This window comes from Streptomyces bambusae, from assembly GCF_019400985.1.
In the GTDB taxonomy this organism is placed as follows: Bacteria; Actinomycetota; Actinomycetes; order Streptomycetales; family Streptomycetaceae; genus Streptomyces; species Streptomyces bambusae_A.
Window position 1 is genome coordinate 10,791 of the sequence record NZ_WTFF01000034.1, and the last position, 23,157, is coordinate 33,947.

A 23,157-nucleotide genomic window follows, 5' to 3' on the forward strand; every position below is an offset into this window, starting at 1 on the left:
GCATCTCGTACGTGCGCGGGGCGGCGACGGCGCCAGGAGGTTGTGGACACCGGGCACCGGTCGAGCGCGGCTTCGCCCACCTCAATGCTCACGATGGCAGTGCAAGGGCCTGGACGCCGTCGATGCCGGCAACGTAGGCGACACCGTCCATGAAGACTGTTGGTCCGGTGAAGGGGTATTTCGGCAACCACTGCCATACCCGCTCTCCCGTGATTGCGTCGAGCGCGTACAGGAATTGCTCACCGCGATAACCCGTGGACGAACACGTCACGTACAAGCGGCCGTTGTGGTACGCGAGTGCGCGAATGTCCCGGTCGGGGTTTTCGTAGCGCCACTGAGGATCGCCCGTGGCCTGTGAGTAGGCGTAGATGGCTACCGGTCCGATCTTGTTCACGTCGCCGGTTTCGGCGAAGACGAGGCCGGCGCCCGTGGCGATGTTGTGAACATGGCCGTTCTCGCCCTGTCCGGTACGACGCCACAGTGGCCTGCCGTCGCGCAGCCCGAGGGCGATGACTCCCTCGTGGACGGCGGCGAAGACCGCCATGGGGTCGACTGCGATGCGGCCATCGATGGTGTCCGGGCGGTACACGGGGTCCTGTACGTCCGTTCGCCAGCGCACGGATCCGAATCCAGGATCGACACAGCCCACCGCCCCCTCGCTTCGTACCAGAACGACGTTCCCGGTAGGACAGATGTCTTCCAACCGGGGGTAGGCGACGGTGTGCAGGTGTCGGCCATCGGTGCGGGAGAGAACGAAGAGCTCCTTCCGGGAATTTCCCCCTACCAACGTGTTCTCCGCGCCGAGTGCGGGCGATGCGGAGAAGGAACCAGGCAGGTCTACCGACCAGCGTTCGGTTCCGGATGCGAGATCCAGCGCGATCGTCCGGTTGGTGGCGGCGTCGTCCCTCATTCCACGACAGGTTGCGTAGACGGCGTCGCGGTCCATCCGAGGCATCCACCAGTGGCCGACGTCCTGCTGGTACGTCCAGCGCTCCTCCCCCGTCTCAGGGTCGAGAAGACTGATCTTCCCGGCATCACCTGGGACGGCAATCCCCTGACGCCCGACCGCGAGGGGCGTTTCGAGCCCGGTCTGGCCGTCCCAATGCCACAGCACCCCACCGGGGCGATACGGGCGCGGACGTGGTGCAGTCACGGTGGGCGGTTGCGGAGGGACGGGTGGTGCTGCTTGGGCAACTGGCAACGGCCCCCGTTCCGCCGCCGGACCCCGCACCGTCGGCGTTCGGTGCGGCATCTCCGTCGAGGCGCGCAGAGAATCGCACACCTCGGCCGCCGACGCCGGCCGGTCCTGCGGAGCCTTAGCCATCAGTTGAGCCACAAGGTCTGCCAGCGGCCCCGGGACTTCCGGCCTCAGCGTCCGTACCGACGGGGGATCCTGCTGGATGTGTGCTTGAGTCACCCGTATCGCTGAACCGTCGAAGGGCCGCTGTCCTGTGAGGAGTTCGAACAGCACCACACCGAATGAGTACAGGTCGGCCCGGTGGTCCACATCCTGCCTGAGCAGTTGTTCCGGTGCTGCGTAGTGCGGTGTCATGATGTCCGCGCTGGTCAGGGAGCGCCCTGTGGTCACTGCGTGCTGCAGCCGGGCGATCCCGAAGTCGCACAGCTTCACCTGACCATGCTGGTCGAGAATCAGGTTCGAGGGTTTGACGTCGCGGTGCACAACGCCGGCCGCGTGGGCGTGGGCGAGAGCGGCAGCCACCTGCGCGCCCCACTGCGCGACCCGTTCCACCGGTAGCGGTCCGTGTCGGATCACAGCGGCGAGATCCGGCCCGGGCAGACTCTCCATGACCAGATAAGGGGGGTCGGCGTCCGCATCGAGGTCATGCACTACCACGATGCCCTGGTGCGCCGCGCGGGCGGCGGCCCTTGCCTCGCGCTTGAACAGTCGCCGGTCGTCGGCAGTCAGGCCCGCCAGCTCACTGCGCAGAAGCTTGACCGCCACCTGCCGCCCCAGCCTCAGGTCGTGGCCGCGCCAGACGCTGCCCATGCCGCCCTCGCCGAGTTTGGCGTCCAGCCGGTACCGGCCTCCCAGTGGTTCCGATGCGGTGCTCACCTGTCCTGCTCCCTTCCCTGATCGGGCGCGTGCTCATGCAGTGCCCGCTCGTAGGTCAGTGTGTCTGGATGGCTCGCGCCCAGCGTGACCTTTGCTTGTCGTACGAGGTTCCGCAGCAGGTCCACGCCCAGCGCTGGGAGGCCGTGTTCCAGTTCTGTCCGGGCCAGGGCGAAGCGAAGCCGTAGCGTGAAATCATCGGCCAGGCCGAGCCTGTCGTAGCCCGCGAGTGCGGCCGTGCACTCCCGCTTGAAGTCACGATGACGTCCGAGCACCCGAAGAGCATGTGCGAGCAGGCCGCGCGGCCGGAGAACCCTGCGGTCGTCGGGACCGACCCTGGCGATATTCGCGTCCACAACGTGTTGGTACAGCTCGACGGCCTCCTGCGGTCGGCCCGTGAGCAGGCACAGCTCGCCCAACTGCAGGCGGAAATGGGAGACCAGGTCGCTGTCGTTCCCGATGGCCTCGGACAGCTCCGCCACCAGCACACGGAACTCCTCCCGGGCCGGCACTGTGCGCCCCAGTTCCCGCAGGCTGCCCGCGCGCCAAGTCCGTGCCCGGAGCGCAACCCAATCAGGGCGAGGGCCACCGGTCGGTCGCTCCGCCAGAGCAGTGTCGAACTGCGCGAGTGCCTCCACGTACTGACGTTGCTCAGCCAGCAAGGCACCTTGAGCCAGATGGGGGTCCTGCTCGGTTGCCGCCTTCAGCAGATCACTGCTGAGGTTGTCCGCCATCTGCCAGACGAAATAGGAGTCGTCACCGTCCTTCCGGAGCCGCATCACCTCTGCGAAGCCCTCCGCAAGGGCACCGCGGTCATCGAGCAGTTGGACCCGTGCCCGCCGCAGCAGCAGGGCGAATTCGCCCGCGCCCAGACCCTCCGCATCCAAGGCACTCAGCGCGTGATCCACATGTGCTTCGGCTCTGGGATGGCCGCCGGCGGCGGTGTACGCGACACCCAGCATGCCGCGCGCTTCCGACGCCTCTTGGGCCAGGGCCGGGCCCGCCTCCTCCAGCGCCGCCGACGCCAACTCCAACAGAGGCACAGCCTCGGCTTGCCGGCCGTCGCGGCACAGACTGGCACCCCAGCCGTGCCGGGCTTTGGCGAGGTCCACTGTGTATCCGGGGCGTCCGTCGGCCCACCTGGCAGCCGTGCCGAAGGTATCGGCTGCCTCGCTCCAGCGGTCCAGCCGATGCAGAGCCCAGCCGCCGGCGAGCCGCACCTGGAACGCGAGATACGCGAAGGCGGGCACCGGGAATGGTGCGCCGAACTCCTCGTAGTCCATGGCCAGCGCCTCGAACTCGGTGGCCTTCGTCTCGTCGTCGGCCGCGTCGAACCTGGCCTGACGATCGTTGAGTTCGCCGAACCCGGTCGCAGCACCGGACGAATTCACCCAGGAAACCGGTCGCATTGGGGCAGGCGGTTCCAGCAAGTCGAGCAGCCTGGACGCATCGTCGGGGCGCTGCCCTGGATCCTTCATCAGCAGGGCCCGTACGGCGCTTGCCAGCGGTTCTGGGACCCGTGCTGCGTCCAGTGGTGGCGGTTCGACGTACACCTGCTGGAAGAGGATTCCGGCTGCGTGGCCGGATTCGAATGGCGGGGCGCCGGTGAGGAGCTGGTAGGCGATGCAGCCTAACGAGTACAGATCTGCGCGGTGGTCCACAGCGAGGCCCTGGACCTGTTCCGGCGCGGCGTAGGCCGGTGTTCCCACGAATCCACCGGCTCCTGCGGTCTCTCCCGCGAGCTTGGCGATGCCGAAGTCACAGACTTTCAGGGTGCCGTCCGGGCCGACCATGACATTCGCCGGCTTGAGGTCGCGGTGCACCACTCCAGCTCTGTGGGCGTAGCGAAGGGCCCGTGCCAGGATGCGGAGGGCATCAGCCACTTGTTCCGGCTCCCACGGCCCCGTCTCCTGGAGCACCTTCCCCAGATTCCGGCCCAGCAGGAGCTCCATCACCAGGAACAGGCGTTGCCCATCGGCTCCGAAGTCATGCACCACCACGATCCCCGGATGCTGCAGAGTCGCCAGTGTGCGTGCCTCCCGCTCGAAGTCAGCGGGAGACGTGACACATGAGTCAGCACCGGACGCCGGCAGCAGTGTCTTGACCGCAACCCGCCGTGCCACAACTCGGTCCACGGCCTCCCATACCTCGCCCATTCCGCCACGGCCCAGCAATCGCAGTAACTCGTACCGGCCGCCCAGCACGTCAGCCCCGCCCATCCACCCCACCTCGCAACCGCCGTTCCCGAGCAGATGACGCACGGCAGGCGACATCCGTTCCTGGGACACCTAGGTTGCCGCGCGACCGTACGGGTTGCACCGTGTTTCAGAGATCAGCTGGAAACGTCTGTGAGGCCGGTTGTCGGGCCGCCGGAACGCCGTTTACATGCCTATTTGGGAGGTCTAGCGTAAAAGTACAGGGCGACGCTCGCCGCCATCACTATCGGAGAAGGGGAGCAGTCATGTCGTGGACGATATCCGGCACCTACGTGGCCGGCTGCTCTTGCGCGGTGCTGTGCAGCTGTCCGTACGACGGCCAGCCTCGGGATGCGAAGGGCGGTACCGAGTGCCTGGGTACTGCGGTGTTCCACGTCGCCGAGGGGAATCTGGACGGCTTGGACCTGTCCGGTGTGGACTTCGCGTTCTACAACCACTTCCCGTCCAACCTGTCCTCCGGCAACTGGAAGGTCGGCCTGGTCGTGGACAGCGCGGCCAGTGACGAGCAGGCCGGCGCCCTGGAGCGCATCCTGTCCGGCCGGGAAGGCGGGCCGTTCGGCCAGCTCTCGCAGTTCTACGGCGAGTACCTGGGCATGGAGCGGGCGGGCGTCTCCCTCACGGACGGGGACCGGCCAGGCTGCACGGTCGAGGGCAGGACGGAACTCTCGTACGAGCCGTTGACCGGCCCCGACGGCAGCCCGACGAAGATCAAGAACGCCATGTTCGGGTTCGCGCCCGAATTCGAGGTCGGCAAGGCCACGGGGCGTTCCGACGCCTTCGGGCTGAGTTACGAGGCGGCGTACGGCGAGACGGCCGACTACGTCTTCAGCAGCGAGGACGTCGAAGGGGCGGCCCACGGGCGCATCTGAGCGAGCCCGCGCGTGAGCGCCGATGCGGCCCCGCGACTCCTGGCGACGGTGTTCTCCGCGGCCTCGCTGTCGCGGTGCGTGCCGATCGGCCTCCTGGTGGGCACCTTGCTCTCGCTGGTCAACCAGGGCGCGGTGATCGCGTCAGGGGACGCGACGGCCGCGACCTGGTTGCGTGTGCTGTTCAACTACCTGGTGCCCTTCTGCGTGTCCAGTGCCGGGTTCTTCAGCTGCCGGCGGGCTGCCTGGCGGGCAGCCCGCTCCACAGTGAACCGGTGAGTCACATGTCACCCATCGGCGCCATCGAGCCCTGCAGCCCTGGCAGCAGCCAGTCCTGGAACGGCGCGAGCACCGCCAGGACAAGGAAGGTGACGCCCACGATCCGGGCGAGCAGCGGACCCCGGGACCACAGCTTCTCCACGAAGATCACCACGGCCAGTCCGGCCATCGCCGCCACGTTCATCACGCCGAGCGGAACGAATACGGCCATCAGCCCGGCACAGCAGCCGACGCAGTAGGCGCCGTGGTGGACGCCCACCCGCAGGTCGCGGGCAGGTGGCCGGAAACCGGCGTAGTGCATCAGATGGCTCATGGGATCACGGCAGTGCCGCAGGCACACGTACTTGAGAGGACCGAGCTGGTAGAGGCCCGCGAGCAGGAAGGCCACCGAGCCGATCCAGCGTCCGGCGGTCGGGTGGTCCTCCACCAGGGCGCCGGTGAGGGCCAGGGCCGCGTAGGCGAGCAGCCCGAAGGCGGTCCACACCACCAGATACCCGCCCATGAACTCGACGGTGCGCACGGCCCGCGCCCAGCCGGAGGACTGCCGGCCGATCCCCCGCACCCACGTGATGGCCACCGGCGCCATGGACGGCAGCATCATCGCTGCCATCATCGTCACCCACAGCAGCAGGAACAGCGGCAGTGCCACCCCCATCGTGCCAGGCGCGACCCCCATGTCCCGAGCCTGTCCGACCGTCAGCACCCAGGCGGGCACCGCGATCAGGATCACCAGGAACCAGGCGGTCGCGAGCTCCCGTGCCGGCAGCAGCCCTCCGCCCATCCCGGTCGGCGCGGGCGACCGGGCGGATGCGACGGCGGATGTCCGGCGGTGGCGCATCGGCATGTCTTCCTTCGGGGTACTTCCAGGGGAGCATGCCTCGACCTGCGACGCGACCTGACCCGCTGGCCCGCCTGCCCGCCCGGCGGGGCGCCCGGGCGGAGAGGAGAAGACGACATTCCGCCCGGGCGGTCCGGGCGCCCGAGCCGTGGACGGCCGGCCGCGACCGTACCGGACGCCCGGGCGGGACGGGGCCTTCGGCCGGGATGACGGAGCGTCGGTGGCCGAAAGACCCTGGCAGGAGTCAACCCCACTCGCTCCCGCTGTGAAAGGGGCCGAACGGCCCCATCACGGCAGCCCCCGGCTCGCCTAACTTACGGAACCGTAGGTTCATTCCCCGAGGAAAGCCGGATCCCGTGCCCGCATCCACATCCCTGCCCGCCCAGCGCGCTCCCCAGAACGACATCCAGCTCCTGCACGCCCTCGAGGAGGTGGTCGAGCGGGAGCTCAACCGCCACCTGGGCGTGTTCAAGGAGTGGATGCCCCACGAGTACGTCCCGTGGAGCCGAGGACGGGACTTCGACGGCGCCCTCGGCGGCGAACCCTGGGCGCCGGAGCAGTCCCCGCTGACCGAGGTCGGCAAGGTGTCGATGGTGGTGAACCTGCTCACGGAGGACAACCTGCCGAGCTACCACCACGAGATCGCCACCCTGTTCGGCCGCGACGGCGCGTGGGGCACCTGGGTGCACCGGTGGACCGCCGAGGAGGCCCGGCACTCCATGGTCATGCGGGACTACCTGCTCGCCTCCCGCGCGGTGGACCCCGTGGCGCTGGAGCAGGCCCGCATGACCCACATGGCCGCCGGGTTCGCCTCCGACAACAGGCACTCCCCGCTGCACACGGTGGCCTACGTGGCGTTCCAGGAGCTCGCCACCCGTATCTCGCACCGCAACACCGGACACAGCTCGGGTGACCCCGTGTGCGACCGTCTGCTCGCCCGCGTGGCGCTCGACGAGAACCTTCACATGATCTTCTACCGCAACCTGCTCAAGGCCGCTCTCGAACTCGCCCCCGACCAGGCCATGCGCGCCGTCGCCGATGTCGTCACCGGCTTCCGTATGCCCGGCCACGCCCTGCCCGGCTTCGAACGCGCCGCCGCCGAGATCGCCCTCGGCGGCATCTACAACCTGCGCGTCCACCACGACGAGGTCCTCCAGCCCGTCCTGCGCCACCTCAAGATCCAGCACCTGTCCGGTCTCGGGCCGGAGGGGCTGAGGGCCCAGGAGGAGCTGGGCGAGTTCCTCGTCTCGCTGGACACGCAGGCGGCCCGGTTCGACGAACGGCGCACCACCATCCTCGCGCGCCGCGCCGCAGCCGGCCGCTGACGAGATCTCCTCCGTGGTGAAGCCGACCGCCTCACGCGTGCGCAGCAGCTCCGCGAGCCGCCGCATGGCGGTCGTCTTGCCCGTGCCCGGGCGTCCTTCGCGCAGAATCCTCGTCGGCACACTGCCATCCTCTGCGCACTGCCGGCTGCGCGCGCGTTCGGGCGGCGTGCGCCGCTGAACGGGTGTTCCGCCCCGCCGGCCGGTGTCCGCGCCGCCGTCCGCGGGTAGTGCGCCGCCCATGACGGCAATGGAACTCAGCAGCACCGCGTTCGACGACCACACCGCCATCCCGCGGCGGTACAGCGGGGAGGGAGAGAACCTCTCCCCGCCCCTGACCTGGTCGGAGGCGCCGGAGGGGACCGCGGAGCTGGTGTTGCTCTGTGAGGACCCGGACGCGCCGGGCGGGAGCTTCCTCCACTGGCTGGTCACCGGCATCGATCCGGGGGTCACCAGGGCCGAGGAGGGGCAGAAGCCCCGGGGCGGGCTGCCGTGGCCCAATGGCTTCGGGCGCCAGGGCTGGGGCGGCCCGATGCCTCCCCCGGGGCACGGGCAGCACCGCTACTTCTTCCGCCTGTACGCGCTGTCCGAGCCGCTCACCCTGCACGACCGGCCGACCGTCGATGCCGTACACCGTGCGGTCAAGGGCAGGGAACTGGCCGTCGGCACCCTGGTCGGCACGTATCAGCGCTGATCGTAGCCATGGGCGCCGTACAGACGGACGAAGTGGGCCGGTGTGACCGTCGCGCGGTGCGCCAGGCCGTGGGCCCGCCGTTCGTAGAGCTCGACGCGTTCCCGTCCGCCCGGGCCGATGGGCTGGACGAGCCGGCCGCCGGTCCGCAACTGCGCGACCAGCGGCTCCGGCACCTCGGGGAAGGCCGCGCAGACGATGACGGCGTCGTACGGAGCACGGGCCGGCACCCCGAGGGTTCCGTCGCCCAGGACGACCGCGGCGTTCTCGATGCCCTGCCCGGCCAGTCGGCGGCGGGCCTCCTCGACGAGATCCGGCCAGCGTTCGACGCTGACCACATACGCGGCGAGGCGGGCCAGCAGCGCGGTCTGCCAGCCGTAGCCGGTGCCGACCTCCAGGACGATTTCGCCTCCGGTGAGGCCGAGCGCGGAGACCATCATGGCGACCAGCGAGGGCTGGGTGGTCACCTGGTCGTGCGGGAGCGGTACGGGCGTGTCCCGGTAGGCGGACGCCACGTGCTCGGCCGGGACGAACTCCGCCCGTGGTGTGACCCGGACGGCCTGGAGCAGCCGCTCGTCCGTGACCCCTGCGGCCCGTGCCGCCCGGATCAGATCCTCGGGAGATGACCCGTGCCCCATGAGCTCGTGCCCCATGAGTCAGAGCAGTGGCCGGGCGAGGCCGGCGACCGGGACCGGCAGGAGCACAGCCGCAGGCAGAACCCCGCACGGCCCGACCAGGCCGGCGGCGGCGTACGCGAGAACGTCTTCCACGCCCCCAGGGTCCGCTCGCGGCCCGACCCGCGCTACCCGACCCGGGGAGCAGCGACGATTCAGCGGGCGCGAGAGAGGCAGGGGCTGATGAGACCGGACGCCGCAGCCGGACGCAGCGGGTATCGCACCGTTCCGCACACGGCTGACCTGCGGGTGGAAGCGTGGGCTCCCACTCGGGAGGAGTGCCTCGCGCAGGCCGTACGGGGAGTCTGCGCGTCGTTCCTCGACGTGACGGGGGCCGTCGGAACACACCCGCGGGACATCGTGCTGCGGGCGGACCGGGACGAGGACGTGCTGGTCCTGCTGCTGGAGGAGGTCGTGTACCGGCTCGACACCCAGGGCGAGGTCCCGGTGGACGTGGAGCTGGCCCCGGTCGACGGCGGCGTGCGCGCCGTCCTGCACATGGCCGAGGCCGGGTCGCTCCCGGTGACGGGCGCTGCGCCGAAGGCCGTCACGCTGCACGATCTCGCCATGGTCCGCGGGCCGCAGGGCTGGACGTGCTCGGTGACGCTCGACGTGTGACTCCCGTCGACTGTTGACGCGGGGTTCTCGGAGGGGTTCTCGGAACCGGGTGCCCGACGTGCTCCCCGCCGCGCGAAGCCGTGGCGCCGAGGGTCTACTGGAAGGTATGAGGCCCGGAGAGGGATGACGGGCATGGACATCACCTTGGTGCAGGAGACACCGTTCCGGTTCCGCATCGAGCGGCAGGACCCCATGCGCGTCCCCGGCGTCGTCTTCGCGACCCGTGAGCTCCTGCCGCAGGCGACCGGGGACAAGGCGCTCGAACAGGTCGCGAACGTGGCGGCCCTGCCCGGTATCGTCCGTGCCTCGTACGCCATGCCCGACGTGCACTGGGGGTACGGCTTCCCGATCGGAGGCGTGGCGGCCACGGACATCGATGCCGGCGGGGTGATCTCGCCCGGCGGCGTCGGGTTCGACATCTCCTGCGGCGTACGGCTGCTCGCCGCCGGCATCGACCGCGACCCGCTGGCCCCCCGGATGCGGCGCTTGATGGACATCCTCGGCGACACCGTCCCGCGCGGCCTGGGGCCCGGCGGGCTGTGGAAGCTGTCCGGACGCCGCCAGCTGGAGGAACTCATGGTCGCCGGGGCCGCCTACGCCGTCGAGCACGGCCGGGGAGTGCCCCGTGACCTGGAGCGCTGCGAGGACGGCGGGACGCTGGCGGGGGCGGATCCGTCACAGGTCGGCCAGCGGGCCGTGGACCGCGGGCTCCGGCAGGTGGGCAGCCTGGGGTCGGCCAACCACTTCCTGGAGGTGCAGGCCGTGGACCGCGTCTACGACGACCGGACCGCGGCCGCCTTCGGCCTGCACCCGGGCCAGGTGTGCGTCATGATCCACTGTGGTTCGCGCGGCCTGGGGCACCAGGTGTGCAGCGACCACGTCAAAGTGATGGACCAGTCCCTGCGCGCCTACGGCATCCAGCTGCCGGACCGGCAGCTGGCCTGCGCGCCGGCCGTCTCCGTGCCGGGCCGCGACTATCTCGGAGCGATGGCGGCCGCCGCGAACTACGCACGCGCCAACCGGCAGTTGCTCACCGAGGCTGCGCGTCATGCCTTCGCCGTCGCCGCCGGGGCGGAGCTGGACCTGGTATACGACGTCTCCCACAACATGGCGAAGATCGAGACCCACGACGTGGACGGCGTACCCCTGCAGCTGTGCGTCCACCGCAAGGGCGCCACCCGGGCCCTGCCGCCCGGCCACCGGGAACTGCCGGACGACCTCGCGGAGGCCGGGCAGCCGATCCTGGTGCCCGGCACCATGGGCACGGCCTCGTACGTGATGGCCGGCACCGCCGGCAACGACGCCTTCTGGTCCTCCGCGCACGGCGCCGGACGCGTCTGGAGCCGCCACCAGGCACTGCGCCGGGTCCGCGGCGAGGAACTGTGCGAGCAACTGGAATCCCATGGCGTCGCCGTACGGCCGGCCTCCTGGCGTGCGCTCGCCGAGGAGGCGCCCGACGCCTACAAGGACGTCGACGCGGTGGCCGCCGCCACGGAGGCCGGGCAGCTCGCGCGGCTGGTCGCCCGCCTGGTACCGCTCGGAGTCGTCAAGGGATGAACGACCAGGGGCCCACCCACGGGCAGGCCCCGGCCCCGCGTGACGTCAGACACCACCGGGGTCTTCGTCGCCCGTCGCACGTCGCTGCGGCTCAGCACCGAGCCCGCCGGGTTCCGGCTCATGGAGGGTGATCGCCCCGGAGGGGCAGACACCGACGGCCATCTGTGCGGCCGCGCGTAAGGCCGTGGGCGGCTGGGCGTGCAGCAGAAGCACGAGGCCGTCGTCGGGGTCCTGGTCGAACATCCCGGGGGCGGTCATGGCGCACATCCCGGCGCCGATGCAGCGCTCACGGTCGACGCTCAGGTACGGCGCGCTCATTTCTTGTCCCAGGTGACCGGGAGGCTCTTCACCCCGAAGATGTCCGCGGTCTCCGGGCGCAGGACGACCTCCTCGGCCGGTACGGCCAGCCGCAGCGTGGGGAAGCGGTCGATCAACGCGCGGAAGGCGACCCGCATTTCGACGCGGGCCAGCTGCTGCCCCAGACACTGGTGGATGCCGTGGCTGAAGGCCAGATGCCCGGCGGCCTGCCTCCGGACGTCGAGCGTGTGCGGGTCGGTGAAGCGGTCGGGGTCGCGGTTGGCGGTGTGGTACGAGAGGACGACCGTTGTGCCGGCCTTGACGGTCCGGCCGCCCAGCTCGACGTCTTCCAGCGCCGTCCTGTGGAACGTCTTGGCGACGCTCAGATACCGCAGCAGTTCCTCCACGGCCCCGTCGGTGAGTGCGGGATCGGCGCGCAGGGCGGCCAGTTGGTCCGGGTTCTGCAGCAGCGCGAAGGTGCCGAGGGACAGCATGTTCGCGGTGGTGTCGAATCCGGCGGCCAGAAGGATGAGGCTGATTCCCTTCAGCTCCTCGTCGGTCAGGTCGCTGTCGGTGAGTTCGCTGAGGACGTCGTCGGTGGGGTGGGCGCGCTTCGCGGCCACCAGCTGTGCGAGGTACTCCTGGGTCGCGGTGTAGGCCGCGATCAGCTCCTCGTCGCTCACCTCTCCGCCCATGAACGTGTCGATCTGCTCCTGGAAGGACGCCCGGTCCGCGTAGGGCACGCCCAGGATCTCGCAGATCACGATGGTGGGGATGGGCTTGGCGAACGCGGTCACGAGGTCCGTCGGCGGGCCCGCCTTCTCCATGGCGTCCAGGCAGTCGGCGGTGATCTGCTCGATCCGCTCGGTGAGCATCCGCATCCGCCGCACGGTGAACTTGCCCACCAGGGGCTTGCGGTAGCGGCTGTGCTCCGGCTCGTCCATGAGGAGGAACTCGCCGGGCGGCGCGGGCGGAATCTCGAAGTCGACGACGTTCATGAGGTCCTTGCGCGAGCTGAACCGCGGGTCCGCCAGGACCGATCGCACCATGTCGTACCCGGTGATCATCCAGCCGGGCTTCCCGCCGGGATGGGTGAAGCGGCTGATGGGGCCGTGCCGGCGGGCGTCGAGCAGCTGTGCCGGCGGGTCGAAGGGGCAGCCGCTCGGACGCTCCGTCGGCAGCGTCGTGACGGTGTGGACGGACTCGCTCATGGCCATTCCTCATCTCGCGATATGACGTGTTTGCTGATGCTCGAACGCTACGTTGCGTTCATGGTGTCGTCAATCGCGTGAACCCGTAACCGCAGGTGAAGGACGGTATATTGGTGCAATGGTCTGCGGTTGAACGCAACGGCGCGTTGCAATGGTGGGCAGTGAAGGCAATGCCGGCGGCATGCCCTCCGGGTCCCGGCTATGGTGGTCGGAGGGGGTGCCCGACTGCCGGTGAGGTCGCGATGAGCGGATCGGCCGTGCCCCGCAGCGCCGAGGGCGCCATGGGCCGGGGCTACGCACGGCATTCCCGGGTGCAGCAGCGCGCCGGCGACTACGGGATGCCCTTGCTGCACCGGGCCTTGGACGTGGTGGCCCTGCCGGAGGGCGGCATGCCCTTTCGGGTGGCGGACCTCGGTGTGGCGGCCGGGACCAACTCCCTCGGCCCCATGCGCGCCGTGGTGGAGGGGGTCCGCAGGCGTACCGGCGAGGACACCCCCGTGACGGTGGTCCACACCGACATCCCCGCGAACGACTTCAACACCATGTTCGCCACGGTCATGGACTCGCCCGGCTCCTACGCGCACCAGCCGCAGGTCTTCGCCCAGGCTGAGGCGCGCTCCTTCTATGAGCCGCTCTTCCCGCCCGCGGAGCTGCACCTGGCCTGGAGCGCGATCGCCGTGCACTGGCTCTCCAGGGTGCCCGAACCCGTTCCCGACCACATCTACTGCTCACGGGCCACCGGTGGCGTACGCCGGGCCCTGAAGGAGCAGTCCCGGTCCGACTGGGAGGCGTTCCTCACCCACCGGGCGCGGGAGCTGCGCCCCGGTGGGCAGCTCGTCGTCCTGGGCGGGGCGGCGGCCGACGACGGTTCCAGCGGGGCGGACGGCCTGATGGACACGGCCGAGGCCGTACTGGCCGACCTGGTACGACAGGGCCTGATCGGGTCGGCCGAGCACGCGAGGATGACGATTCCGGCCTGGAACCGGACCAGGGAGGAGTTCCTCGCTCCGCTCCGGGCGGGGCCGCTGGCGGAGGTCCTGCGGGTCGAGGAGTACGACCTCGTGGTGCTGCCCGACATCCTCCTCGGACAACTCCGGGAGACGGGGGACGTGCAGGGTTTCGCCGATGAGGTGACGGGGTTCTTCCAGGCGGCGTTCCAGCCCTCCTTGTTCAGCGCGCTGGATCCCGGCCGCGCCCCCGGCGAGGTCGACGCCGTGGCGGAGGCGTTCGCCGCCGGGATGCGTACCCGCGTCGCCGCCGACCCGGAAGCGGTCGAAACCCACTGGCATGTCGTACCGCTGCGCATCGCACGCAGGTGACCGGCCCGGGCGCATCAGGTGAGGCGCACCGTGACGGAAGCCCCCGCCCGGCCGCCCGGCCCGCGGCGGCGCGGGGCGCTGGCCGTCCTGCTCATGGCGGCGTTCATGGGCATCCTCGACGTGCTGATCGTCAACGTCGCCGCCCCGTCCATCCAGCGTGACCTGCACGCGAGTTTCGACGACATCCAGGCGGTGATCAGCGGATACGTCCTGGCGTACGCCGTGGCGCTGACCACCGGGGCGCGGCTGGGCGACTCGTACGGCCGAAAACGCGTCTTCCTCCTGGGCGTGCTGGGGTTCGCGGCGTTCTCCGCCGGTTGCGCGGCGGCGCCGTCGGCCGGGGTGCTCATCGCCCTGCGCATCGGCCAGGGGCTGGCGGCGGCCCTCATGCTGCCGCAAGTGCTGGCGCTGATCCAGGTGATCTTCCCGGAGCGGGAACGGGCCCGGCCGCTCGCCCTGTACGGGGCGACGCTGGGGCTCGGTGCGGTGCTCGGGCAGATCATCGGCGGTGCCCTGATCCGCATGGACGTCCTCGGTCTGGGATGGCGCTCGGTGTTCCTGGTCAACGTGCCCATCGGGCTCGCCGTGGCGGCGTGCGTACCCGCCACGCTCCCGAAGCGCCGGCTCGCAGGGCGGCGCCCCCTGGACATCCCCGGCCTGCTGCTGACCGCGGCCGCCATGACGCTGCTGATCTTCCCGCTCATCCGGGGCAGCGCCGCCGGCTGGCCCGTCTGGGTCTGGCCCGCCTTCGCCGGGTCGGCCCTGGCCCTGGTCGCGCTGTGGCGCGTGGAGGGTCGGCAGGAGAGCGCAGGCGGAGCGCCGCTGGTCCCGCCGTCGCTCTTCCGCAGGCAGGGCTTCCGGATCGGGCTGGCCATCGCCCTGGTCTTCTACAGTGGCAACTACGGGCTGTTCCTGCTGCTCGCCTACGTGTTCCAGGACGGCCTGCACCTGTCGCCGCTCGCCTCGGGCATCGCCTTCCTGCCGCTGGGTGTCGGGTTCGCGGGAGCGTCACTGGCCGGCCACCGGCTCACCGCCCGGTACGGCAGCCGGGTCCTCCTCGTCGGCGCGGGGACCATGGTGGTCGGCTACGTCGTGCTCATCGCGACCCTGCTCCCGGGCCCGGCGTCCTCCGGTTGGCTCACGGCCCTCGCCATGGTGCCCGCGCTGCTGGTGTCCGGGGCCGGGCAGGGGATCGTCTCGGCGCCGCTCATCGGGGTCGTCCTGGCCACCGTCCGCCGCGAGGACGCCGGGGCGGGATCCGGCATGGTACTGACCGCGAACCAGCTCGCGAGTTCCCTCGGGGTCGCCGTGCTCGGCGCGGTCTTCCTGGCCCTGCTCGGCGCCGATCCGCAGGACACCGCGGCGCGGCCGGACGAGCGGGGATTCACCGCGGCTCTCATGGGCTGCTCCTGGTTGCTGCTCGCCCTGGCCGTGGGCGTGGGCCTGCTGGCCCGGCGCCTTCCCCGCGGCGACCAGGCCCGGCCGGCGAGCCGATAGCGCTGGTGGGGTCTGCTGTCCTGCCCTCTCCTGCCCTCTCCTGCCCTCTCCTGCCGCCCGGGGCCCGCGTCGACCCGCGGCGGCCCGCGTCGGCCCCGCGTTAATACCCCTGGGGGTATTTGACAGGCGGCGCGGCGACCTTCTACCGTCGATGACGAAATACCCATGGGGGTATCTGGAGGTGGATTCACCGCCCGAGGCCCGGGTCGGCCTGGCCTTTCCCTGGTCGGCCTGACCTTCCTGCGGTGCGCGCGCCCGCCCCTTCGGGGAGCGGGCCGCCTTCTGGCCTCTCCGATACCCCCTGGGGTATCGGAGTCATCTCTTACGGAGGTTCCCGTGTTCTTCGCCCAGTACTACCTCGACTGCCTCTCGCAGGCGTCGTACATGATCGCCGACGAGGCCACCGGCCAGGCCGTGGTCGTCGACCCCCGCCGGGACGTCTCGGAGTACCTGGCCGAGGCCGAGGCCCGCGGCTTCACGGTGGTCGGCGTGATCAACACCCACTTCCACGCGGACTTCGTCGCCGGGCACCTGGAGATGGCCGCCCGGACCGGCGCGTGGATCGGCTACGGCCGGCGGGCCGAGACGGAGTACCCGATCCGCAAGCTGGCCGACGGTGAGACCATCAGCCTCGGTGACGTCACTCTGGAGATCATGGAGACGCCCGGCCACACCCCGGAGTCGATCAGCGTGCTGGTCCGCGAGCGCGGCCAGGACGCCGTGCCGTACGGGGTGCTGACCGGCGACGCCCTGTTCATCGGCGACGTGGGCCGCCCCGACCTGCTCGCCTCCCTCGGCGTGACCGCCGAGGAGCTCGGCGCCATGCTCCACGACAGTGTGCAGAACAAGCTGATGGGCCTGCCGGACGAGGTACGGGTCTTCCCCGCGCACGGCGCCGGATCCGCCTGCGGCAAGAACCTGTCGACCGAGAAGCAGTCCACCATCGGCGCCCAGCGCGCCACCAACTACGCCTGCGCGCCCATGACCCAGGCCGAGTTCGTGGCCATCGTGACCGCCGGCCAGTCCGCCGCCCCCGGCTACTTCGTCCACGACGCGATCCTCAACCGCAAGGACCGCGCACTGTTCGACCCGGCTGCGGCCCCCCGGCCCCTGAACGCCGAGGAGTTCACCGAGCTCCGTGCGGCCGGGGCCGTGGTCGTCGACGCCCGCGACCCGCAGGAGTTCGCCGCCGGACACCTGCGCGGCGCGGTCAACGTCCCGGCCGACGGCCGTTTCGCCGAGCAGGCCGGCACCGTCCTGCCCGCCGACACCGACCTGCTGGTCGTCGCGCCCCAGAACCGCGAGGAGGAGATCGTCACCCGTCTGGCCCGCATCGGCTTCGACCGCGTGACCGGCTACCTGCGCTCCCCGGGCGACGCCCTGACCGAGCTGGCCGACGAGGTCACTCCGGCCGGCCGCCTGACCGCCGCGCAGGTCCGCACCGCCCTGGAGGGCGAGAACGCGCCGGTCGTCATCGACGTACGCAACTGCGGCGAGCGCGCCGAGCACGGCATCATCGACGGCGCCCTGCACATCGCACTCGGCGAACTGCCCCGCCGCCTGGACGAGATCCCGCGCGAGAAGCCCCTGGTCCTGCACTGCGCGGGCGGCCACCGCTCCTCCGTCGCCGCGAGCCTGCTGCGCCACCACGGCTTCACCGACGTCTCCGACATCCTCGGCGGGTACGCCGCCTGGGCTCGGCTCGACACTCCCGCCGAGGTCTGATCCGGCCACGGGCGGAAGGGCCGACCGACCCCCCGACCCCTGCCCCCGCACATACCCCTCCCCGTATTTCCCTGCGGGTCACCTCACCGCGATCACTTCACCGCGATCACTTCACCGCGATCACTTCACCACGACGGAGTTTCCATGACGACCGACGCCTCCCGTGCCGACGGCCTCACGCCTGCCGGCCCTGCCCCCGCCGGCCTCACCCCCGCCACCCTCCAGCAGCTGATCAAGGACGGGCGCGGACCGCGCCTGCTGGACGTGCGTACCCCGGGTGAGTTCCGGACGGTCCACATTCCCGGTTCCTACAACGTCCCGCTGAACACCCTGCGCGAGCACCGCGCCGAACTCCTCGCCCACCTCGACGAGGACGTCGTCCTCGTCTGCCGCTCCGGCGCCCGCGCCGCCCAGGCCGAGCAGGCCCTCGCCGAGGCCGGTCTGCCCAACCTGCGCGTCCTGGACGGCGGCGTGACGGCCTGGGAAATCGCCGGCGCACCCGTCAACCGGGGCGAAGCGCGCTGGGACCTCGAACGCCAGGTCCGCCTGGTCGCGGGGTCCGTGGTGCTGGTCACCGGCGTCGCCGGCCTGTTCGTGCCAGGAGTGCACCTGATCGGCACCGCGATCGGCGCCGGGCTGACGTTCGCCGCGATCGGCAACACCTGTGCCATGGGCATGCTGCTGTCCAAGCTGCCCTACAACCGCGGCCCGCGCACGGACCTCCGTACCGTCATCGCCTCCCTGCGGGACCGTTCGTGATCACGCTGGTCCTCGCCGCCTCCGTACTGATCGGCATCAGCCTGGGCATCCTGGGCGGCGGTGGCTCCATCCTGACCGTGCCGATCCTCGTCTACCTGGCCGGCCAGGACAGCAAGGAGGCCATCGCCACGTCCCTCTTCGTCGTCGGCGTCACCAGCCTGGTCGGACTCGTCCCGCACGCCCGCGCGGGCCGGGTGCGCTGGCGCACCGGCCTGATCTTCGGCGCGGTCAGCATGGTCGGCGCCTACGGCGGCGGACGCCTCGCCGCACACATCCCCGGCACCGCCCTGCTCATCGCCTTCGCGCTGATGATGCTCGCCACCGCCGCCGCCATGCTCCGCAAGCCCCGTGCGCCCCGTAAGCCCCGCGTGCCCCGCAAGTCCCGTAAGCCCCGTAAGTCGAACGCGGCCGAGCCCGCCCACCGCGAACTGCCCGTCCAACACGTGGTCGTCGAGGGCCTCGTGGTCGGCGCGGTCACCGGCCTGGTCGGCTCCGGCGGCGGATTCCTCGTCGTCCCCGCGCTCGCCCTGCTCGGCGGACTGCCCATGAGCGTCGCCGTCGGCACCTCGCTCCTGGTCATCGCCATGAAGTCGTTCGCCGGACTGGCCGGCCACCTCGCCGGAGCCCAGATCGACTGGAACCTGGCCCTGACGGTGACCGCCGCGGCTGTCGTCGGCAGCCTGATCGGCAGCCGTTTCGCCGGACGCATCCCCCAGGACGCCCTGCGCCAGGCGTTCGGCTGGTTCGTCGTCGTCATGGGCGTCTTCGTCCTCACCCGGCAACTGCCCCACACGGTATGGGCCGACCCGCTGACCTGGACCGGCATCGGCCTCGCTGCGGCAGCGGCCGTGGCCTGGGGCGCGGTGCGGGCACGCCGGCCGGGGCCGGCCGCGGACGCGCCCCAGGTAGGCTCTCGGGAGCGGGCCGCGCACCTCTAGCCAGATACCCCGAGGGGTATCCTGAGTGTGAGTCGGCTTCCCGTGAGGTCGGTTGCCCGTGAGAAGGAGGAACCCGGTGAAGGTGGAAGAAGAGGCGGCGACCGCGGTCCTCAACCGGCTGCGGCGCGCCCAGGGACAGCTCGCGGGCGTCATCGCCATGATCGAGGCGGGCCGGGACTGCAAGGACGTCGTCACCCAGCTCGCCGCCGTCTCCCGCGCCCTCGACCGGGCCGGTTTCAAGATCGTCGCGAGCGGCATGCGCCAGTGCCTCGCCGAGAGCGAGGAAGGCACACCCCCCATGACCGAGCAGGAACTGGAAAAACTCTTCCTCACGCTCGCGTGACGCACACGTGACGCGTGACGCGTGACGCACGCGTGACGGGGAGGGCTTCACATGCCGCCGGTCTCGGCGAGGGTGTGGGCGACCAGGGCGTTGGCGTGGCCGTGGCCCAGGCCGTGCTCGGTCTTGAGCCAGGTCACGAGTTCCATGTGCTTGGCCAGGGGCGAGGTGCGGATGAGGTCCTTCCACTCGGCGATCGGGCGGCCGTACTTCTTCTCGATGGAGGGGAAGTAGCTGGCAGGGCCTTTGGGTGCGGTGGTCATGTCGGGGTTTCCGTCCTTCTGTCCGTGTGCTGCCGGTGACGTACTTCGGTGTAGTTCGGTGTACGTCGATGTACTTCGCGTGCGGGAGTCTCGTCAGTGGACGACGTCGAAGACGTTCATCTGCAGGCCGTTGGCGTAGACCTCGTGCTCGACCAGCTTCAGCTTCTGGGTGTCCTTGTCCGTGGTGCTGAACAGCCGCTTGCCTGCGCCGAGCAGGAGCGGGAAGACGAGCAGGTGGTAGCGGTCGATCAGGCCGGCGTCCGAGAGGGCCTGGTTGAGGGAGGCGCTGCCGTGGACGATGATCGGGCCGCCCTCGGTCTCCTTCAGGGCGGCGACCTCGTCGAGCGAGCGCAGGATCGTGGTCTCGCCCCAGTTCGGCACCAGGTCGTCTTCGGTGAGGGTGGTGGAGACGACGTACTTCGGCATCACCTTGTAGTCGGCGAAGTCCGCCATGTCCGGCCACACCTGGCTGAACGCCTCGTAGCTGACCCGGCCCATCAGCATGGCGGTGGCTTCCTGCTGTTCCCGCCCCTTGATGTCGAACGCCTCGGGAAGGAACTCGATGTCCTTGAAGGTCCAGCCGGAGTTCCGGTAGCCCGGTTCGCCGCCGGGGGCCTCGACGACGCCGTCGAGCGAGATGAACGCGGTGCTGATCAGGGTTCGCATCGTGAGGTTCCTCGGTTTCTCATGCCTGGGTACGGAGTACGAATGGATTCGGTCGGTGCGTGCTCGGTGCGTGCTTGGTGCGGCTCGGTGCACGCTCGGTCATATCGGCTTCTGTGCGTACCTTCCGCGTTCTCTGACTGCCGGCGCGGAAAGAACTCATCGGTCGTCACCCGCCTGCGGGGGCCGTTCGTGCGAAGCGGCCCGACCGGCGGCCGTTGACCACCACCCCTTGTGTACGGTGTCCACATTTGGGGGGTGTGGCGGTCCACGCCCCCCGAGTGATCATGCAGGAGCCTAGACGACGTAAGTGGATGCTGTCCACATTGCTGTCCAGGGGAGTGCTCCGCGGGGTGCGCGAGGCGGCGCGGGGCACCCGCTCCCCGGGGTGCGCCCGGGCATGCGCTCCCGGCGCATTCGGGCTGCCGTACGAGCGCTCCTTCCGGAGCGGGAAGCACCCCGGTGAAGTTCCCCAACTCGGTGACCAGGGCGGGAGCGTGCGGTCTAGCGTGGGTATCCGGTGATCAACACCGGATCTCGTCGAACATCGGGAGGTCCGGGCCCCACGTACCGAGGACGCCGATGTCCGGACTCCGCGCCGCCGCCCGCCACGCCCCGTCGAGACACGCCGTCACGGGTCCCGGCCGGCAGCTACGGCCCCAGCTGATCCGCTCCGCCGTGCTGCCCACGCTCGCCGCCGGGCTGAGCGGCGCCGCCGCGGTGATCTTCACCTTCCAGCTGGGCGGACACCGTTCCGAAGGGCCGGACGCCAGGCTCTGGCCGGTGCTCACCGGCTGCGGGCTGCTCTTCGTCGGCGCGCTGGCCGCCGCCCTCCTGGGCGCCCAGCGCGCGGCCAGGACCGTACGCGACCGTTGTGAGGCGCTGCGCCGTTCCAGCGTGCGCGGGCGGCAGGAGCTCAGGACGCTCGGCGAGCGGCTGGAACGGGGGGAGCCGCCGACGCGGGCGGCACGGACCGGGACGGCGGCGGCGCAGCCGTCGGCCGACCGACCCGGCGTCGACGAATTCTGGCTGCTGTCACAGGAGTTGCGCGGCTCTCGCGAACAGGCCCAGGCCGTCCTCGTCCGACTGGCCGGCCCCGGTACCCCGTCCGACAGCGAGCAGAAGGTCGAGGTCTTCGTCAACCTCGCGCGCCGGCTCCAGTCGCTGGTGCACCGGGAGATCTCGCTGCTGGACGACCTGGAGGACACGGTCGAGGACCCGGACCTGCTCAAGGAGCTGTTCCACGTCGACCACCTGGCGACCCGGATCCGCCGCCACGCCGAGAACCTCGCCGTGCTGGGCGGGGCGGCCTCCCGGCGGCAGTGGACCCGGCCCATCGACCTGAGCGAGGTGCTCCGGTCGGCGGTGGCGGAGGTCGAGCAGTACACGCGGGTGAAGGTGGTGCCGCCGGCGGGCGGCACGGTACGCGGGCACGCGGTCGCCGACGTGGTGCACCTGCTGGCCGAACTGATCGAGAACGCCACGGTGTTCTCCGCGCCGGACACGGACGTGGTGGTGCGCGCCGAGCGGGTGACGGCGGGCATCGCGGTGGAGGTCGAGGACCGCGGGCTGGGCATGCCGGCCGACGAGCAGCACCGGATGAACGCGCTGCTCGCCGACCCGGACCGGATCAGCGTCCGCCGACTGCTGGCGGACGGCCGGATCGGGCTGTACGTGGTGTCGTCGCTGGCGCGGCGGCACGGGATCGCGGTCGAGCTGAAGTCCAACATCTACGGCGGCGTGCTCGCGGTGCTCGTCCTGCCGCAGGAGCTGTTGGGGGCGGCGGAGGCGGAGCAGGCCGAGCCCGGGGCGGTGCCGGGATCCGGATCCCGGCTCACCTCCTGGGGCACGGGCGAGGGCCCCGCCCTTCCCACACCCCTGCTGGAACCTGCCCGCATTCCCTCACCGGGCCGACTGGCACCACCGGGCCCACTGACCTCACTGGGCTCACTGGCACCACCGAGCCCATCGACCTCATCGAGCCCTCCGACCTCATCGAGCCCTCCCGCACCGGTCGTCGGCCACGGTGGACCGGGCGCCGCGGCTGCGGACCGGGCCGGCGCGGCAGCGGGGGCGGGGGCGGGCGCTGGACCTGGCCGGGGGCCGGGGGCCGGCGATGCCGTGGATTCCGGATGCGCCTCTACGGACTCCGGCCGCGCCTCGACCTCGGTTCCGCGGCCGCGGCCGGCTCTGAGCCCGGGCGCGGTGGCCGACGTACCGCCCGGGTGGGCGGGCGAGCCCGGGCTGCCCGGCCCCGAGCGGACCACTGCCACCGGTTCCCTGTGGGCCGGCATCGGGCCGGGGCCGGAACCGGGCATGCCGTGGGCGGCCCTGGCCCCGGCACCGTCGCCGACCCCGGACCGCGCGCCCTGTGACGAGGCGGCATCGGACGCGACCGCCGCCGGCGGGACCCCCGGGCGGAGCCGGACCGGCGAACCGGTCCGAGACCCGGCGGACGCCGAGCAGCACGATGAGGCCGGTCCTGGGGCGGCGGACGCCGGCGGAGGTGAGCCCTCCGGCCCGTCGAATGACGCCGACCACCCCTCGGAACCCACCTTCGGCGTGCCGTCGGACCGAGCGTGGGATCCGCCCGCCCCCGACCTTCCGCTGGACGGCGGCAGTTACGGCAGTGCCGGTGCCTCCGTCGACGGGGTGGGCGGGGTTCGCCTGACTCAGGCGGCCGATGCGGCCGATGCGGCCGGTGCGGCCGGTGCGGCCGGTGCAGCCGGCACCGACCCGGTCGGTCCGGGGGGTGAGCGGCCCGTTCTGCCTCGGCGGCGGGCCCAGTCGCACCTCGCGCCGCAGCTGCGTGACGCCCCCCCCCCCCCCCCCCCCCCCCCCCCCCGGTGCCGGCGGCGCCCCCCCCCCGCACCCCCCCCCCCCGCCCGCCCTCAACCCCCGCTCAGCCCCGCCCACGCCCTCGACCCCGCTGCCCGGCCGCGCTCGACCCCGGGCCCCCCCCACGGCCCCACCCCCCGCCTGCCCGTCCACCACCCGCACCCCCACACACCTA

At 71.2% G+C, this 23,157-nt stretch carries 21 protein-coding genes; 13 read left to right on the forward strand and 8 right to left on the reverse strand.

Annotated features, from left to right (window positions below):
• Positions 1 to 88: 88 nt before the first annotated feature.
• Together GPJ59_RS07920 and GPJ59_RS07925 are read right to left on the reverse strand one after the other, a co-directional pair.
• Entirely contained in the window at positions 89 to 2,074 is a 1,986-nt protein-coding gene (locus GPJ59_RS07920; protein ID WP_219665746.1) for a protein kinase domain-containing protein, read from the reverse strand.
• A complete protein-coding gene (locus GPJ59_RS07925; protein WP_219665747.1) occupies positions 2,071 to 4,332 on the reverse strand; it encodes a serine/threonine-protein kinase in 2,262 nt (753 codons plus the stop codon). The genes GPJ59_RS07920 and GPJ59_RS07925 overlap by 4 nt, the downstream gene beginning before the upstream one ends.
• Positions 4,333 to 4,532: 200 nt before the next feature.
• On the opposite strand from GPJ59_RS07925, the gene GPJ59_RS07930 reads away from it, so the two are divergent.
• Positions 4,533 to 5,156, forward strand: a complete 624-nt coding sequence (locus tag GPJ59_RS07930) for a DUF1326 domain-containing protein (RefSeq protein ID WP_219665748.1) — start codon at positions 4,533 to 4,535, stop codon at positions 5,154 to 5,156.
• Between the two features lie 12 nt (positions 5,157 to 5,168).
• Positions 5,169 to 5,432, forward strand: coding sequence for a nitrate/nitrite transporter NrtS (gene nrtS, locus GPJ59_RS07935; RefSeq protein WP_219665749.1), 264 nt, complete (start codon positions 5,169 to 5,171; stop codon positions 5,430 to 5,432).
• A 1-nt stretch (position 5,433) separates the two neighbouring features.
• Here nrtS and GPJ59_RS07940 read toward each other — a convergent pair whose 3' ends face one another.
• A complete protein-coding gene (locus GPJ59_RS07940) occupies positions 5,434 to 6,270 on the reverse strand; it encodes a DUF2182 domain-containing protein (protein WP_219665763.1) in 837 nt (278 codons plus the stop codon).
• A 356-nt stretch (positions 6,271 to 6,626) separates the two neighbouring features.
• Here GPJ59_RS07940 and GPJ59_RS07945 point away from each other — a divergent pair, with 356 nt between their 5' ends.
• Together GPJ59_RS07945 and GPJ59_RS07950 are read left to right on the forward strand one after the other, a co-directional pair.
• On the forward strand, positions 6,627 to 7,595 hold the full coding sequence (locus GPJ59_RS07945; RefSeq protein ID WP_219665750.1) for an acyl-ACP desaturase: 969 nt from the start codon (positions 6,627 to 6,629) through the stop codon (positions 7,593 to 7,595).
• A gap of 238 nt (positions 7,596 to 7,833) precedes the next feature.
• Positions 7,834 to 8,286, forward strand: coding sequence for a YbhB/YbcL family Raf kinase inhibitor-like protein (locus tag GPJ59_RS07950; RefSeq protein WP_219665751.1), 453 nt, complete (start codon positions 7,834 to 7,836; stop codon positions 8,284 to 8,286).
• On the opposite strand, the gene GPJ59_RS07955 is transcribed toward GPJ59_RS07950, so the two are convergent.
• On the reverse strand, positions 8,277 to 8,936 hold the full coding sequence (locus GPJ59_RS07955; RefSeq protein WP_258024032.1) for a protein-L-isoaspartate(D-aspartate) O-methyltransferase: 660 nt from the start codon (positions 8,934 to 8,936) through the stop codon (positions 8,277 to 8,279). The two genes, GPJ59_RS07950 and GPJ59_RS07955, sit on opposite strands and share 10 nt — an antisense overlap.
• On the opposite strand from GPJ59_RS07955, the gene GPJ59_RS07960 reads away from it, so the two are divergent.
• Together GPJ59_RS07960 and GPJ59_RS07965 are read left to right on the forward strand one after the other, a co-directional pair.
• On the forward strand, positions 8,928 to 9,575 hold the full coding sequence (locus tag GPJ59_RS07960; protein ID WP_308120183.1) for an archease: 648 nt from the start codon (positions 8,928 to 8,930) through the stop codon (positions 9,573 to 9,575). The genes GPJ59_RS07955 and GPJ59_RS07960 overlap by 9 nt on opposite strands.
• A 132-nt stretch (positions 9,576 to 9,707) precedes the next feature.
• A complete protein-coding gene (locus tag GPJ59_RS07965) occupies positions 9,708 to 11,132 on the forward strand; it encodes an RtcB family protein (protein WP_258024033.1) in 1,425 nt (474 codons plus the stop codon).
• 45 nt (positions 11,133 to 11,177) lie between these two features.
• Here the strand turns inward: GPJ59_RS07965 and GPJ59_RS07970 are convergent, their stop codons facing one another.
• The gene (locus GPJ59_RS07970) at positions 11,178 to 11,450 is read right to left on the reverse strand and encodes a ferredoxin (protein WP_219665752.1); all 273 of its coding nucleotides are present in this window, start codon (positions 11,448 to 11,450) and stop codon (positions 11,178 to 11,180) included.
• Positions 11,447 to 12,640: a cytochrome P450 gene (locus GPJ59_RS07975; RefSeq protein WP_219665753.1), complete on the reverse strand. Its 1,194-nt coding sequence runs from the start codon at positions 12,638 to 12,640 to the stop codon at positions 11,447 to 11,449. Before GPJ59_RS07975 ends, GPJ59_RS07970 begins: the two co-directional genes overlap by 4 nt.
• A 242-nt stretch (positions 12,641 to 12,882) precedes the next feature.
• On the opposite strand from GPJ59_RS07975, the gene GPJ59_RS07980 reads away from it, so the two are divergent.
• From GPJ59_RS07980 to GPJ59_RS08005, 6 genes are all read left to right on the forward strand, one after another.
• Complete coding sequence (locus GPJ59_RS07980) at positions 12,883 to 13,959, forward strand: class I SAM-dependent methyltransferase (protein ID WP_219665754.1); 1,077 nt, start codon at positions 12,883 to 12,885, stop codon at positions 13,957 to 13,959.
• A 30-nt stretch (positions 13,960 to 13,989) separates the two neighbouring features.
• Positions 13,990 to 15,456: an MFS transporter gene (locus GPJ59_RS07985; RefSeq protein ID WP_219665755.1), complete on the forward strand. Its 1,467-nt coding sequence runs from the start codon at positions 13,990 to 13,992 to the stop codon at positions 15,454 to 15,456.
• A gap of 336 nt (positions 15,457 to 15,792) precedes the next feature.
• Positions 15,793 to 17,181, forward strand: a complete 1,389-nt coding sequence (locus tag GPJ59_RS07990; protein ID WP_219665756.1) for an MBL fold metallo-hydrolase — start codon at positions 15,793 to 15,795, stop codon at positions 17,179 to 17,181.
• A gap of 144 nt (positions 17,182 to 17,325) precedes the next feature.
• Complete coding sequence (locus GPJ59_RS07995; RefSeq protein WP_219665757.1) at positions 17,326 to 17,940, forward strand: rhodanese-like domain-containing protein; 615 nt, start codon at positions 17,326 to 17,328, stop codon at positions 17,938 to 17,940.
• The gene (locus tag GPJ59_RS08000; protein ID WP_219665758.1) at positions 17,937 to 18,878 is read left to right on the forward strand and encodes a sulfite exporter TauE/SafE family protein; all 942 of its coding nucleotides are present in this window, start codon (positions 17,937 to 17,939) and stop codon (positions 18,876 to 18,878) included. The genes GPJ59_RS07995 and GPJ59_RS08000 overlap by 4 nt, the downstream gene beginning before the upstream one ends.
• Positions 18,879 to 18,954: 76 nt before the next feature.
• The gene (locus tag GPJ59_RS08005; protein WP_219665759.1) at positions 18,955 to 19,221 is read left to right on the forward strand and encodes a metal-sensitive transcriptional regulator; all 267 of its coding nucleotides are present in this window, start codon (positions 18,955 to 18,957) and stop codon (positions 19,219 to 19,221) included.
• Between the two features lie 47 nt (positions 19,222 to 19,268).
• Here GPJ59_RS08005 and GPJ59_RS08010 read toward each other — a convergent pair whose 3' ends face one another.
• Together GPJ59_RS08010 and GPJ59_RS08015 are read right to left on the reverse strand one after the other, a co-directional pair.
• Entirely contained in the window at positions 19,269 to 19,481 is a 213-nt protein-coding gene (locus GPJ59_RS08010) for a DUF4287 domain-containing protein (RefSeq protein ID WP_219665760.1), read from the reverse strand.
• A 93-nt stretch (positions 19,482 to 19,574) separates the two neighbouring features.
• Positions 19,575 to 20,147 carry a dihydrofolate reductase family protein gene (locus GPJ59_RS08015; protein WP_219665761.1) on the reverse strand — a complete coding sequence of 191 codons (573 nt, stop codon included), beginning with the start codon at positions 20,145 to 20,147 and terminating at the stop codon, positions 19,575 to 19,577.
• Positions 20,148 to 20,726: 579 nt separating this feature from the next.
• On the opposite strand from GPJ59_RS08015, the gene GPJ59_RS37210 reads away from it, so the two are divergent.
• A partial coding sequence (locus tag GPJ59_RS37210; RefSeq protein WP_258024035.1) for an ATP-binding protein occupies positions 20,727 to 23,157 on the forward strand: 2,431 nt, incomplete at its 3' end.

Excerpts from the sequence above, each read along its gene's own strand:
- GPJ59_RS08015 (WP_219665761.1), bottom strand. The coding sequence starts at position 20,147 with ATGCGAACCCTGATCAGCACCGCGTTCATCTCGCTCGACGGCGTCGTC.
- GPJ59_RS07955 (WP_258024032.1), bottom strand. The coding sequence starts at position 8,936 with ATGGGGCACGAGCTCATGGGGCACGGGTCATCTCCCGAGGATCTGATC.
- GPJ59_RS07995 (WP_219665757.1), top strand. The coding sequence starts at position 17,326 with ATGACGACCGACGCCTCCCGTGCCGACGGCCTCACGCCTGCCGGCCCT.
- GPJ59_RS07940 (WP_219665763.1), bottom strand. The coding sequence starts at position 6,270 with ATGCGCCACCGCCGGACATCCGCCGTCGCATCCGCCCGGTCGCCCGCG.
- GPJ59_RS07980 (WP_219665754.1), top strand. The coding sequence starts at position 12,883 with ATGAGCGGATCGGCCGTGCCCCGCAGCGCCGAGGGCGCCATGGGCCGG.
- GPJ59_RS07970 (WP_219665752.1), bottom strand. The coding sequence starts at position 11,450 with ATGAGCGCGCCGTACCTGAGCGTCGACCGTGAGCGCTGCATCGGCGCC.
- GPJ59_RS07930 (WP_219665748.1), top strand. The coding sequence starts at position 4,533 with ATGTCGTGGACGATATCCGGCACCTACGTGGCCGGCTGCTCTTGCGCG.
- GPJ59_RS07975 (WP_219665753.1), bottom strand. The coding sequence starts at position 12,640 with ATGAGCGAGTCCGTCCACACCGTCACGACGCTGCCGACGGAGCGTCCG.
- GPJ59_RS07950 (WP_219665751.1), top strand. The coding sequence starts at position 7,834 with ATGACGGCAATGGAACTCAGCAGCACCGCGTTCGACGACCACACCGCC.
- GPJ59_RS08010 (WP_219665760.1), bottom strand. The coding sequence starts at position 19,481 with ATGACCACCGCACCCAAAGGCCCTGCCAGCTACTTCCCCTCCATCGAG.
- GPJ59_RS07965 (WP_258024033.1), top strand. The coding sequence starts at position 9,708 with ATGGACATCACCTTGGTGCAGGAGACACCGTTCCGGTTCCGCATCGAG.